General features: G+C 59.3%; 9 protein-coding genes and 1 pseudogene. 5 read left to right on the plus strand and 5 right to left on the minus strand.

Annotated elements, in window-relative coordinates; all coding sequences use genetic code 11:
• Positions 1-21 precede the first annotated feature (21 nt).
• Positions 22-648 (plus strand): TonB-dependent receptor plug domain-containing protein, encoded by a 627-nt coding sequence (locus ACZ1GU_RS03780; RefSeq protein WP_472646764.1) that lies wholly within the window; start codon positions 22-24, stop codon positions 646-648.
• Positions 581-2,230 (plus strand): TonB-dependent receptor, encoded by a 1,650-nt coding sequence (locus ACZ1GU_RS03785; protein WP_472646765.1) that lies wholly within the window; start codon positions 581-583, stop codon positions 2,228-2,230. The genes ACZ1GU_RS03780 and ACZ1GU_RS03785 overlap by 68 nt, the downstream gene beginning before the upstream one ends.
• Positions 2,231-2,272: 42 nt before the next feature.
• On the opposite strand, the gene ACZ1GU_RS03790 is transcribed toward ACZ1GU_RS03785, so the two are convergent.
• Complete coding sequence (locus ACZ1GU_RS03790) at positions 2,273-3,880, minus strand: peroxidase family protein (protein WP_472646766.1); 1,608 nt, start codon at positions 3,878-3,880, stop codon at positions 2,273-2,275.
• 203 nt (positions 3,881-4,083) lie between these two features.
• On the opposite strand from ACZ1GU_RS03790, the gene ACZ1GU_RS03795 reads away from it, so the two are divergent.
• Together ACZ1GU_RS03795 and ACZ1GU_RS03800 are read left to right on the plus strand one after the other, a co-directional pair.
• Positions 4,084-4,596 carry a hypothetical protein gene (locus ACZ1GU_RS03795; protein WP_472646767.1) on the plus strand — a complete coding sequence of 171 codons (513 nt, stop codon included), beginning with the start codon at positions 4,084-4,086 and terminating at the stop codon, positions 4,594-4,596.
• A gap of 78 nt (positions 4,597-4,674) precedes the next feature.
• Positions 4,675-5,691 (plus strand): hypothetical protein, encoded by a 1,017-nt coding sequence (locus ACZ1GU_RS03800; protein ID WP_472646768.1) that lies wholly within the window; start codon positions 4,675-4,677, stop codon positions 5,689-5,691.
• A gap of 78 nt (positions 5,692-5,769) precedes the next feature.
• Here the strand turns inward: ACZ1GU_RS03800 and ACZ1GU_RS03805 are convergent, their stop codons facing one another.
• The 4 genes from ACZ1GU_RS03805 to ACZ1GU_RS03820 form a co-directional block, all read right to left on the minus strand.
• Positions 5,770-6,072: a hypothetical protein gene (locus tag ACZ1GU_RS03805; RefSeq protein WP_472646769.1), complete on the minus strand. Its 303-nt coding sequence runs from the start codon at positions 6,070-6,072 to the stop codon at positions 5,770-5,772.
• A 152-nt stretch (positions 6,073-6,224) separates the two neighbouring features.
• Positions 6,225-6,476 (minus strand): hypothetical protein, encoded by a 252-nt coding sequence (locus ACZ1GU_RS03810; protein WP_472646770.1) that lies wholly within the window; start codon positions 6,474-6,476, stop codon positions 6,225-6,227.
• Complete coding sequence (locus ACZ1GU_RS03815) at positions 6,412-9,036, minus strand: M16 family metallopeptidase (RefSeq protein WP_472646771.1); 2,625 nt, start codon at positions 9,034-9,036, stop codon at positions 6,412-6,414. The genes ACZ1GU_RS03810 and ACZ1GU_RS03815 overlap by 65 nt, the downstream gene beginning before the upstream one ends.
• Before the next feature lie 140 nt (positions 9,037-9,176).
• Positions 9,177-11,420, minus strand: a complete 2,244-nt coding sequence (locus ACZ1GU_RS03820; protein WP_472646772.1) for an acylase — start codon at positions 11,418-11,420, stop codon at positions 9,177-9,179.
• Between the two features lie 152 nt (positions 11,421-11,572).
• On the opposite strand from ACZ1GU_RS03820, the pseudogene clpB reads away from it, so the two are divergent.
• Positions 11,573-14,150 (plus strand): annotated as a pseudogene (gene clpB, locus ACZ1GU_RS03825) (ATP-dependent chaperone ClpB).
• Positions 14,151-14,158 lie beyond the last annotated feature (8 nt).

Consider the following 14,158-nt stretch of genomic DNA (forward strand, 5'->3'; position numbering starts at 1 on the left):
ACACGAAGGGCCTTTTTACTCATGATTCGCAACGCTGCCTGGCTCCTCCGCGCCACTGCTCTCTCAACGATTCTCGCGTCAACCGGCGCGCTGGCAGGAGAGGAAAAGGACGCTACATCGGTTCCACCGAGCACCGCGAATGAGTCGAGTGCGGCCCCCTCGTCAACCGGCGCTCTCATCCCCGATGACGGCCTTTCCATCGCTTATGGAGAGGAGATCGTGGTCACCGGCGACGTGCTCTATTCCAATCAGGTCAACGCGCTGAAGACCCCGACCCCGGTGCTCGACGTGCCGCAGAGCCTGTCAATCACCACGCAGGAAGACATCACTAGGCGCGGCTTCAACTCGATCGGTCAGATCGTCGACTACACTCCGGGTGTGAACACCTCGCAGGGTGAGGGGCACCGCGATGCGATCGTGTTTCGCGGTGTGCGTTCGACCGCGGACTTCTTCATCGATGGCGTTCGCGATGACGTGCAATATTACCGCGCGCTCTACAATCTTGAGCAGGTCGAGATCCTGCGCGGCCCCAACGCCCTGTTGTTCGGTACAGGGCGGAACGGGCGGCATCCTCAACCGCGTGACCAAGAAGGGCGCACTGGGCGAAACCTTCGTCGGCTATCAGGCGAGCCTCGACACGCTCGGTGAATTTGGATTTCAGGTCGACGCCAACTTCTCGACCAGTGACAGCGCCGCATTCCGCATCAACGCGATGTATGAGCGGCTAAACAATCACCGCGATTTCTATGATGGCGACCGCATCGGCATCAACCCGACCGCACGGTTCCAATTGTCGCCCGATACTCTGCTCGACCTGTCTTACGAGTACATCGATCACGAACGGTTCATTGATCGCGGTATCCCGACCGGCGCGGATGGTCGCCCCGTCGAGGCGTTCGAGGACATCGTGTTTGGCGATCCGGTTGAGAACTTCAACGATCTGGAGGCGCACACCTTCCGCGCGCTGCTTCAGCATGATTTTTCGGAGAACCTGAAGGCGAACTTCAGCGCGTTCTACGGCGACTATGACAAGGTCTATTCGAACTTCTACGCCTCAGCCTATGACGAGGTGAACACTCCGAATGAAGTCACGCTCGATGGTTATATCGACGAGACGCAGCGCGAAAATCTGATCCTATCGGGCAATCTTGTTGGCCAGTTCGAGACGGGCAGCATCGGCCACACGGTGATCTTTGGCGGCGAATATATCCGCACGTCGTCCGACCAGTTTCGCTTCAATCCGGTCTGGGACACCAATGGCGACGATACGGAGAGTTTCCTGATCGAACGCCCGCTGGCGCTTCGAGGCGGGGTTGGGACCAACGCGGCGGGCGCTGCAGCGACGAGCGCATTCACTGATCTCAATGACGATACGCGCGTCGATATCGACGTATTTTCCGCTTACATCCAGGACGAGATCGAACTCGCAGATTGGCTCAATATCGTGCTCGGCGTGCGCTTCGACAGCTTCGACATCACTGTCGACAATGTCCCCGCTGCCGAAATCCGCACCCGCAAGGATGAGGAATTCTCGCCTCGTGCTGGCCTCATCCTCAAACCACGCGAGAATATCTCGATTTATGCGAGCTATTCGGAGAGCTTCCTGCCACGCTCGGGCGAGCAATTCGCCAACATCAACGGCGACAACAACGCGCTCGATCCCAACACCTTCACCAATCTTGAAGCGGGTCTGAAGTGGGATTTCGCCAGCGGCCTGAGCCTCACCGCAGCGATCTTCCAGATTGAGCAAAGCTCTCCGCAGCCGAATGACGACGATCCCGCGACGCTCGATGTTATCGACTCAGAGATCCAGGGCTTTGAATTGCAGCTGTCGGGCCGCATCACCGGTTTCTGGTCGATCACCGCGGGCTATTCGTACCTCGATGGCGAGCAGGTCGATGAGTTCGGCAACACCGGGCTGCGCCTGCGCGAGCTGCCGGAGAATACTTTATCGGTCTGGAATGCGTTTCAGGTCACCGACAAGTTCGGCCTTGGCCTTGGCCTCACCTATCAGGATGAGAGCTTCATCAACAATGGCAACACCGCGATCCTGCCAAGCTATGCGCGGGTGGATGCTTCGGCTTTCTATGACGTGTCGGACAATCTGCGCCTGCAGGTAAATATCGAGAACCTAACCGATGAGCTCTACTTCCCCAATGCGCATGCGACGCATCAGGCGACGGTCGGCACACCAATCAATGCGCGCTTCGGGATCAGCGGGCGCTTCTAACATGCCCCGACGGCGAGGGGTACTCTTCCCCTATTCCATCCCCTACTCAAGCCCACGCCGCCAACCCTCCCTGGTCATTCCAACAAAGCGTTCACCAAGACCGTCAGAATTGCGGATCAGGATATCCCGCAGGCTCGATGTCTGTTCAATCGCCCGGATCCCTTCGAAAGTGAAGGTGTCGCGTTTGACCGCGCGGTCGCCCCAGATGTGCTCCGACAGCAGCGGATTGGTGAGCGCCTGCGAGAACGCGTCGACGGCAACCATGCTCTGAAGCAAGGGCGGCAATGGCCCATCTGGCGTGCGCGGCTGTGCGAACAGGCCGGTATAGAATTCGAGCCGGTCGACGGTGCCATAAAGCGCACTTAGCTCTTCCTGAAGTGCTCGATCAGGCGTGATCTCGGCAAAGCTGGTCGCGGGCCGTTCGCCAAATGCCGCCTGATAATGCGTGAAGGGCGCAATGCGGTTTTCCTGTGCTTGCCGCACGGCTGCGACCTCAACGTCGATCAGGAAATTGGCGGTGTTGTGTAGGCCCAGCTCGGTCGCACGGTTCGCGCTGATATCGACGAAGGCGTTCGCGAGACCGTGGTCTAACACCAGCCTGTTATTAAGCCGCAGCACACCGCCCGGACGTTCCTCACCCGCCCAGCGCATTTTCTCAGGGATCAGCGAATGCCAGCGGTAGAGCAGGCTGAATTCCGCCGTGATCCAGTTCGGCTTGTTCCAGCGCTTCTTCCACGCAGTGCCGGGGTCGGCGACCAGCATCAGCGGGGTCGAGTTGATGTGGTTGATATATTCCTCAACCACGATCTTGATGAACATTACCGTTGTGCAGGCACGCGCCGCATCGAACACGCGCTGATCACTCCATCCGGGATTGCTCGCCGCGATTACGGCTGCCAGGCGGTTGTGTTCGCGCAGGAACAAGGTGTTGAGCATGGTCACCTGCGGGGCGGCATTGGCGCGGTCCCCACCGACCGCAAACAATGTCTCGCGCATCTCGGGCGTCGTCTTGTTGATGCCCAGCGGCTGATCGAGCAGCAATTTGCCATCGGAACGCATGAAGATCGGATTGAAGCGCTCCCCGCCCGGCTCAAACAGGCGGAGCGGATATTCTTCGCCGTCGATCACCTCCGACTTAAGCTTGCCGCGCTCGCCATCGGCCTCTGACATGGTACGCAGCGCGATCACCTGCTCCTGTGTGCGGCCATAGAGCGGGGAAAGGTCAATCTCGTGATTGGAAGTGTTGCGCCGCCGGTCCTCGACATCTTCTTCCACGCCGAACTCATTGGAGATCATGGTGCGGATGAAGCCGTCAGTCAGATATTGCGCGAAGGCTGGAAATAGGCAGGTCGATTTGGGGCAGAGCCGCTGCTGTTTCCCTTCGGGAACGCGGAACAGGTCACCCACGCGCGCGGGGTCGGGCGGGTCGGGAATGTCGTAGGCCGGCAGGTGCCGGGCGGAATAGCTGCGATCGGTAAGACCGCGCCAGCTCACATGATCGCCCAGAGTGCTCCAGGGGTGCGGGCGATTGCGGGTCTTGGTGACCAGCCGATTGATCGCGAAACCGTTTATCCATGTCGCGAGCAACGGCGACAGCTTGGCGAGGAACGCCCCGATCCGATAAGCGAATTTGAGTAAGGTAGATGACATAGGACCCTCCCATTGCGCGTGGAGAGTATAGCGGCGAAGTGCGCGCAATAATTGCCGTTTCCCGACAATTTGCGGATTGGCAAATTTCCACAGCTTGGAAGCCCAGCCCAAGGCCGCGAACTGTGCAAGAGGCCAACAAATCCAGTTGCTTGCCGCTCGCGATTTGATAAATTGCTGGGCAGGGTTTGTAACAGGGGGTAATCATGAAATCACGCGTGGTCGCGCAATGGAGCGCGCCTTTGCTTGCGCTGGCTATGGCCGGGGCAAGTCCGGCGCATGCCCAGAAAATGACAGATGATGAATGGCGCGAATGGCAGCCTGATCCGGCGGCTCTCGCCATGCCGGAACTGGAATTCGAAGCCGACGAAAACGACATCAAGAATTACAAGAAATATTATTATTTCAACCGCGCAGAAACGAGCTTCGATGAGGCGCTGACCGATGTGCGGTTCTGTGATGAGTTGGCGCGCGGTCTAGCGGTTGGCAATTACTATCCTGATGCCAGCTCCTACGCGATGTATGGCTTGGGCGGCGCAGTCGGCGGCCTGATTGGCGGCGCGATTGCTCAAGCAATCTACGGATCGGTACGAGGCACGGGCCAAGCGCCGCACCAACATGCGCCGCTGTATGCATTTCAAAGGATATGCACGCCACGGCCTGGCCAAAAACCTCTGGAAAGAATTCAATTTCGAGGAGGGCAATTCCACCGTCGCTGAAGAGGATCGGCAAAAGATGCTCGCGGTTCAGGCGCTCGTTGCTTCGAGTGAATTGTCGGGCAAGGAGGACATCGGGCTATGAAAACTCTCAAATTGACGCTCGCGGCCCTTGCTGCCGGATCGCTTCTCACAGGCACACCCGCGCTTGCGGATGACGAATATGAGATCGAGTTTGAAACCACCATTGTGAAGGATCGGGACGAGGTCCCGCTTGATCCGTCCAAAGCCTACATCCTGATGCAATCGCCGGCCGCCGTGCCAGCGACTTTCTTCAAAGTGCCAACCGATGCCGAACGCGAAACCGTTTCGATGGCGCGGGCAGTGGCACTTACAAAGGCGCAGGAGAAATGGGTTCGCAAGCAAAGGGGCTGGGAACAGCGCCGCGACCGCGCAAAGAACCGGCGCGAGCGCTTTACTGAAGAAAGGCCAATCGAACCAACGGAAGAAAACTTCAATTGGCCACCTGCCGAACAGGAGATGATGTTCTCAATTGGGCCGCTGAACCGGTTCGATAAAGGTAAGGGGCTGTCGCTTTACCTGCAGGAAGTGCCGCCAGGCGAATATGTCTATTACGGCACAATAAACCTCGGCCTTGGGGCATGCGCCTGTATGGGCACAGTGAAGTTCGATGCCGACGCAGGAACGATCACTGCCCTGCGCTATGACGGAGTCTGGCTCGGCGAGAAAGGCGAGCCAATCGGTCGCGGCAAGATGCCCGAAGGCGTCGATACCGTCGACGCTATGGTGCGGGTGGCGATGATCATCGAGCCGGTTGATGAAGCCGCATATGATCCGCGCTTGCCGCAGGACTGGATCCGCGATGCCGAATTGACGCCCGTGTCGTTCGTCCCGAACTGGTTCGGGGCGGAGGTCAACCGCCTCGCGCCGATCCCGGGCGTGCTTGCCTACAACCGCGACGAGGTAATCGACGTGCTGGCGCAATTGGCGCTCGAGGAAGCTGAGAGAGAGCGCGCAGCTGCAGAAGCTGAAGCCGAAGCGCTGCGTGTCGCATCAGAGGTGGCTTCGGACGGCGAAGACGCAATTGCTATGGACGTAGCGGAGCCAGGCGCTGGTGAGGATAGCGGTCAGGACTGACCGGCGATCCCATCCACCCAAACAAAAGGGCCGCCGGAGTTTCCTCCAGCGGCCCTTTTCGTTAACGAGTTTCGCTGTTTAGGCGACTTTCTCGCCGGTCAGTGGCATCGCGCCGAATGCGCCAGCGTTAACGTTGCCTGCGAGCGTATCGCCTTCAACGGTCGCTTCGCATTCAAGCTTCATCGGCATGGGAACGGTCATGTTCATTTCCCAGGTCAGCGTGTTGCCATCGACTTTGCCGTTTTCAACATCCATCGAACCCATGCCGCCAGCCATGTTGCCGCTGAAGGTGCCGTCGCCATTGTCGACTACGGTGAACGTGCCTTGTTGGTCGCCCATCGGGCTCTTCACGGTGGTGTTGTAGCTTCCTGCAACTGACATTCTTTTTCTCCGTTGGTACTCAGCGGGGCGGGGTGCCCCGGAAATTGCGGTGCGCGTGGTTTACACTTGTGTCAGTAAGACTCAACTGGAATCCGCGCCCGAAAGCGGCAGGGGGCAAGACCTGAAGGTCTTGCCCTTACCGCGCCGTAGCGTCAGTCCTCCGAAGGAAGTTCGCGGACTTCCAGCGGCATGCCGAGCTCTTCGAGTTGTGATTGCACGACGGTTGCATCGCCAACGACGACCCACACGAAATTGTCGACATCCAGCGCTTGCCGCGCAGCAGCATCCAGGCTTTCGGCAGTCTGCGCCTGATACTTGGCGACGAGCGTTTCGTAATAGTCATCCGGACGGTACGAACAGAGCGTTGCTTTGCATCGCTCGGAGCACGGCTGGCGAGGTTTCAAAGCGACCCGGCAGTTCGCCGACTTCCGCAGCCACGTTGCGCGCAAGCTCTTCTTGCGTAACGCCGTTGGTGGTCAGGAAGCTCTCAGTCTCGCGGATCATCTCGGCGACGGAATCGCCGGTGCGGTCAGCTTGGACCCCGCCAGAGATCGCATAGAGCACCGCGTTTTCCTGAGCCTGTGGCCCGCCGCGAACGCCATAGCTCCAGCCCTTTGTCTCGCGCAGGTTCATGTTGAGCCGTGCGAGGAAGTTGCCGCCAAGCGAGTTGTTGGCATTGGTGAAGTCGATGTAGTCGGGATCGCTTGCATTCAGCCCGGTCAGCTGTGCACCAACGATCACGCTTTGCGGTGAGTTCGGACGGTTGATCAGGATGATGCGGCCACCCGGCGTCGCCTGACCAGTGTTGGAGAAGGTCTTCGCTCCCTTGCTGGTCGCTGGGGCCGTCCAATCGCCGAACACTGCATTCAGAGCGGTAACGACTTCGTCCATCGGACGGTCGGAGATTACGAAGAGCTCGCCATTGTCTGGGCGGATCCATGTGTCCTTGAATATGAAGAGATCATCGCGGGTGATCGAGCTGACGCTCTCCACCGTGCTGCTGCCGCCATAAGGGCTGTCGGCACCAAAGATCTCCGGGGCAACTGCGCGGCGAGCGAGTGCCTGAGGCGTCTTCAGCTGCTGCTTGATCCCTGTAATCGTCTGAGTGCGCACGCGCTCCAGATCGTTTTCATTGAAAGCAGGGTTGCGGACAATCTCGCTCATCAGCTCAAGTGATGGAGTGAGGTTCGAAGAGAGCGCCGACAGAGTGAAAGTCGAACGGTCGAACCCGCCGCCAGTGGCAATGGTCAGGCCCAGTTTCTCGCGCTCTTCGGCGATATCCTGGCTTGTCATGTCTGCCGTGCCCTCGTCGAACAGCGCCATAGTCAGGTCTTCGAGCCCGCGCTTGGCTATCGGATCCGCTGCGCTGCCTGCGTTGAACGACATGGTGACGTAAGTGGCAGGGACGGCGTCACGCTGCGCGTAGGTGAGCTTCATGCCGTTCGCGAGCGTTGTGCGCTCTAGATCCGGGAAGTCGAGCTGAGCCAGCGTATCAATGGGCGGAGCAGGACGCTCTACCGAGACGGTGATCTCTTCTGCGCCGCGATCACGCTCAGATGCGTTGTCATCGCCTGATGCGACCGATGCCGCTTCCTCATACGAGCTGTCGCGTTCGCCCGGCTCAAGCACCAGAGTGAAGCTTGGGCGGGTCATCCAGCGCTGCATGGCTGCTTTCACATCAGCAGGTGTGAGTGTCGCAAGCGTCTCGAATTGCTTGCGGTAGAGGCCCGGATCGCCGGCGAGCACTTCGCCGCGTGCCAGAGTGACGGCTTTACCGCCGAACCCGCCAACTTGTTCCAGTCCGCGGATCGTGCCCGCCAGCTGGTTGGTGGCCGCGCGGCGCACTTCCTCTTCGTTCGGGCCTTGAGCGATGTAATCAGCGATCAGCTCATCAAGCCGCGCTTCGAGCGTTGCCAGCTCGACACCTGGCTTCAGGGTCGCGCTGACGCCCATAATGCCGACCCGCTGAAAATCGGCATTGAACGCGCCGACGCTGACGGCGAGCTGCTCGTCGCGCACCAGAACCTCGTCCAACCGGCTGGATGCCAGTCCGCCAAAGATGCTGGTCCCAATGTTGAGCGCGGTCAGCTCTTCGCTGGTGATGCCAGGAGCAGGCCAGTATTTGGTCACAGTCGTTGCTGCGACATTGTCTCTCATCACCGAGCGGATGTCTTCTGGCAGAACAGGGATTTCAGCCTCAGCCGGATTGTTGACCGGGCCGCGTGCGATGGGGCCGAAGTACTTCTCGACCAGCGGGCGCGCTTCAGCAGCAGAGACGTCGCCAGCGAGCACGACAGTCGCGTTGTTTGGGCCGTATTTGTCGCGGAACCAGTTGCGCACGTCCTCCATGGAGGCGCTGTCCAAGTCCGCCATCGAACCGATGACCGAGTGGCCATAGGGATGACCCTCGGGGAACATCTTGTCGAGGATCTCATAGAAGACGAGGCCGCCCGGCTGGTTGTCGCCCTGACGCTTCTCGTTCTGGACAACGCCGCGTTGGTTATCAAGCTTTTCCTGCGTCACCGCGCCGAGCAGATAGCCCATGCGGTCGCTTTCGAGCCACAGAGCGCGTTCAAGCGCGGGCCGCGGGACGGTTTGGAAGTAATTGGTACGGTCGAAATTGGTCGTACCGTTGTAATCGGTTGCGCCCATTTCCTGAAGATACTGGAAATAGTCGTTCGGGGCGTTTTCGCTGCCGTTGAACATCAGGTGTTCGAACAGATGGGCAAAACCCGTCTTGCCCTCTGGCTCATCCTTGGAGCCAACATTGTACCACACCGCGATGCCGACCACGGGAGCCTTGCGATCTTCGTGCACGACCACGGTCAGGCCATTTTCAAGCTGGAATTCTTCGTAGGGGATGGAAACCTGCGCAACCAGATCGGTGAGGTCGCCTAGCCGCTTCCGATGCTTCGACGTGATCGTCGGCAAGAGCAGGCGCAGCTGGCGCGCTAACCAGTGCAAGGCCCAGCGCTACGCCCAAGGCGATGCGGCTGGAGGCGGCAAAACATTTCTTCATAACAGTCCCTAACGGTCAAAATTGGCGTCGAAAACGTGGTTAACGCCTCGGTCGTTTCTGGCAAGTCCGCGCGGAGTGACGGGTATCAGTCAGTGCTCTTCACCCGATAGCGTCGCTGCGCATTTGCGAGCACGTCTTCACGCCAAAAATACACCGGCTTCAGCTTGTGATCGACGAACAGCTGCATTTGGTCTGTGTAGTGCGGACTCTGGGGGCGGGTGATGGCTGCACCGAAGGGCTGGATCGACCGAGAGTACACGCGCCCGCCGTCTGTTGGCCATTCGACCCATTGGATAAAGCTGTCGCCGTGGACGAGGCTTAAGCGGCCATCCTCGTCAACTTTCCAGGTGGTCGAGGCGCGCAACGTGTCCGAGCCGCCGTCGAGCGGCAGATCGACATCGCCTTGTCGCAAGCGGAGAAGATCAGACATGGGCGGATCGAGCCTGCCGAAATGCTTCATCAGGTGCTTGGCTGATTTGTCGAGCATTTCGGTGACGTCGGGCGCTTCAGTCTTGTTCTGATACTCAGCCGACATAAAGTCGCGGATCATCAACAGCGCGAGCGCATCGGCCGGGCCTTCATTATCAGCGGTAAAATCCCACTCCAGCAAAAGGTCGCGCGCACGCGCCAGATCGAACTGCCCGGTGTCTTTCATGCGGGGTGGTATCTCGATTTTCTCCAAGCCGTCCCACAGCTCTGCGATATAACCCTCGCGTTCATAGGCGGTGTCGTACTTGATCCGCTCTAGGTTCTCCCGGTCAAGCACATTGGCCTCGCTCAGCAGCTTCCAAGCGCGGCGTGATCGGTTGGTCTGTTTAAGTTCGACGCCGAGCACGGGCGAGAAATCGTCAGGTGACAGGTCGCTGCCGGGGCCAGCGGCTGTGTAAGGCTCGTTATTGGCGTTGTAGAGCCAACCAGAGGCGGGATTGATCAGCTTGGGCAGCTCTTCATAGCTGACCGTGCCGTCCCAGATCAGATCGCTACGATTGCCGGGCAGTACGCCGCGCCAATTCGCCTCGACATCCTCTGGCCGATCGGGGATCGCGGCGTTGTAGACATAGGCGATATTGCCCGCTTCGTCCGCGTAAATGAAATTGGTCGACGGGATTGCCATGCGCGCCATTTGCGCCTGCCATTCTTCAAGGTTGGTTGCCTTGTTGATGCGATAATAGGCATCGAGCTGGTCGAGCTTGTCCATCCCGCCATAACGGATCGCAAAAGCGCCGTTGTCGTTGATGATGACCGGCCCATGCATGCTGCGATGAATGGTGCGGCGGATTGGCAGTGTTATAGGGCCGAGCTTGACCGGCAGCGTCACCGTCTTGCTTTCGAGATCGCGCCATTCACCGTCCAACTCATAACGCGTACCGCTCTCATCGAGTACCAGCTCGTAAATATCGACCATGTCCGGGCGGTTGACCGTATTGGTCCAGCCGAGGTGGCGATTGTGCCCCAGGAAGGGGAAGGGCGATCCGGGGAAGTTGGCACCTGTAAAGTGCCAGCCTTCTTCGCTTTCAACGCTGAATTCGTACCACGCGACCCCGCCGCGCAATGGCTGGTGCGAGTTCGAAATGAGCTTGGTCGGTCCGCCTGTTTTCTCTGGCGCGACCGCAAACGCGTTGGAGCCGAGCAATCCGGCATCCTCGCCCCACGGCAGAGGATGCACGCCCGAATGCGCCATATCCTCTGTGCCGGGCTCTTTAGCGGACTCGGTCTCGTCGCGCGGGAAGCCAGGAATGTCCGGTCCAAACTCGCGCCGCAAAGGCTCGCCTTCGACCAAAGGCCCGATCACATTGGCGAGTCCAAAGAAGAACGGCTGGCGCAGGGCAAAGCCCGCCGCGACATCCTTGCCGCTCATTGGAAACAGGTTTGCGAGCTTCACTTCGCCCTGGTTTTGCGCGGCATAGTGATTGAGCCCGCTGGCATAAGCATCGAACAGAGCGCGCGTATCAGCGGGCAGGCTGTCATAATGCCGGTCTGCCGTGCCGCGCGCGTCGATAAGATGATAGGCAAAGTCGAACACCGCGCCGTCTTCCCCTGCGATCGCGCCATAGCGCCCGCGCGACATCGCCGCGACATCCTGAAGCGTGAAGAAATCGTCCTCTGCCTGCGCAGTGGCCACGCCAAAGGCGACATCGGCATCGGTTTCGCCATAGATATGAGGCACGCCATATTCGTCGCGGACGATCTCAGCTGAATATTGGCGTTGGTCAGAGCCGGCGGGCTGCGCGGTCGAATGCGCAAAAAACGGCTCCCAAGTGGCCAGCGCGATAAAGCCTGCAATCACCAACACCAACAGCGCCCAGCCGCCGCGTTTCAACCATTTCATCTCTGTGTCTCTCCCAAGACTTGCTTGACGCCAACATTGCCCGCGTCTTGATTGAGGTCAATGGCACAGACTGCGCGCCTTGTAATCATGCTGGGCGAACCCACCTAGTTGAGTAACACACCTGTCAGAATACAGAGAATGAGGGGTCTCTCATGAATCTCGAAAAGTTCACCGACCGCGCCAAGGGCTTTCTACAAAGCGCGCAAACGGTCTCGATCCGTATGAACCATCAACGGATTTCGCCGCTGCATTTGCTCAAGGCACTGCTTGAAGACGAAGAAGGCATGGCCGCTGGCCTGATCCAGCGTGCCGGCGGCGAAGCGGTCCTTGCGGTGAGCAAGGTTGACGAAGGCCTATCCAAGATACCGGTCGTCACCGGTGGCGGCGCGCAGCAGACACCGGGCCTCGATAATGATGCGGTGCGCGTGCTCGACAATGCAGAGCAGGCCGCCGAGAAGGCAGGCGACAGCTATGTGACGGTCGAAATGATCCTGGTCGCGCTCTCGCTCGCTTCGGGCGACGCAGGCGAAGCGTTGAAAGCCGCGAGCGTCACGCCGCAAAGCCTCAATTCTGCGATTGACCAGCTGCGCGGCGGCAAGAAAGCCGACAGCGCCAATGCTGAAAGCGCCTATGACGCGATGGAGAAATACGCCCGCGATCTGACGCAGGCTGCGCGTGACGGCAAACTCGATCCGGTTATCGAGCCGCGACGAGGAAATCCGTCGCACTATCCAGATCCTCGCCCGCCGGACCAAGAACAACCCTGCGCTAATCGGTGAACCCGGCACGGGTAAGACCGCGATTGCCGAAGGACTCGCTTTGCGCATCGCTAATGGCGACGTGCCCGATAGTCTCAAGGGCCGCACGCTGATGAGTCTCGACATGGGCGCGCTGATCGCCGGTGCGAAGTATCGCGGCGAGTTTGAAGAGCGGCTCAAGACTGTTCTTGACGAGGTGAAGAATGCCGATGGGCAGATCATCCTGTTCATTGACGAGATGCATACGCTGATCGGCGCGGGCGCGAGCGAAGGCAGCATGGATGCCTCGAACCTGCTTAAGCCTGCCCTGTCGCGCGGTGAACTGCACTGCATCGGCGCAACCACGCTCGACGAATATCAAAAGTATGTCGAGAAGGACCCGGCGCTGCAGCGGCGCTTCCAGATGGTCTATATCGATGAGCCGAGCGTCGAAGACACGATCTCGATCCTGCGCGGCCTCAAAGAGAAGTATGAGCTGCACCACGGCGTGCGGATCACAGATGGCGCGCTGGTTGCCTCGGCGCAGCTTTCCAACCGCTATATTCAAAACCGTTTCCTGCCGGATAAAGCCATCGATCTGATGGATGAGGCAGCCTCGCGCATCCGCATGGAAGTGGAGTCCAAGCCTGAGGAGATCGACGAGCTTGATCGCCGGATCATTCAGCTAAAGATCGAGGAAAGCGCGCTCGCTAAAGAGGATGACGCCAATTCGCAGGATCGGCTGGTCACTCTGCGCGAAGAACTTGCAAACCTTGAACAGGAAAGCGCCGAGCTAACCACCCGCTGGCAGAACGAGCGCGACAAGATCGAAGCCGAGGGCAAGATCAAGGAAAAGCTCGACGCCGCCCGGCTGGAGCTGGAACAGGCGCAGCGGATCGGCGATCTAGCCAAGGCCGGGGAGATTTCCTACGGCAAAATTCCCGAGCTGGAAAAGCAGCTGGAGGCGGCAGAGGCTTTGTCCGACGATGCATTGCTGCGCGAGGAAGTCACCGAAGAAGACATTGCGAGCGTTGTTGCACGCTGGACCGGCATCCCGATGGAACGGATGATGGAAGGCGAGCGCGACAAGCTGCTGAATATGGAAGAGCTGCTTGGCAAGCGCGTGATCGGTCAGCGTGAGGCGATAGAAGCCGTGTCGAAGGCCGTGCGCCGCGCGCGTGCCGGTTTGCAAGATCCCGGGCGACCGCTGGGCAGCTTCCTGTTCCTAGGCCCGACCGGTGTCGGCAAGACCGAGCTGACCAAGGCGCTCGCTGAATTCCTGTTCGATGATGATCAAGCACTTGTTCGCATCGACATGAGCGAGTTCATGGAGAAGCACTCGGTTGCCCGTCTGATCGGCGCGCCTCCAGGCTATGTCGGCTATGATGAGGGCGGGGTGCTGACCGAAGCGGTACGGCGCCGACCTTATCAGGTGGTGCTGTTCGACGAGGTCGAGAAGGCACACACCGACGTTTTCAATGTGCTGTTGCAGGTGCTCGACGATGGCCGCCTGACCGATGGGCAGGGCAGGGTGGTCGACTTTTCGAACACGCTGATCATCCTTACTTCAAACCTCGGCAGCCAGTTCCTGTCGAACCTGCCTGATGACGGTAAGGTGGCCGATGTCGAGAACGATGTGATGGATGTGGTGCGCGGGCATTTCCGACCCGAATTCCTCAATCGCCTCGATGAGATCATCATGTTCCACCGCCTCGCGATGGAGCATATGGCGCCGATCGTGGCGATCCAGGTCAAGCGGGTTCAGAAGCTGCTTAACGACCGCAAGATCACGCTCGACCTTACTGAAGCGGCTTTGCGCTGGCTCGGGCGGGTTGGCTATGATCCGGTCTATGGTGCAAGGCCGCTGAAACGCGCGGTGCAAAGGTACTTGCAAGACCCGCTGGCGGAAAAGCTGCTTGAGGGCGATGTGCCCGATGGCTCGACTGTGAAAGTCGACGAAGGCGACGGAGAGCTACAGATCGAGGTAGCCTAGTTGACTAT

Source organism: Erythrobacter sp. HA7-11 (assembly GCF_055693605.1).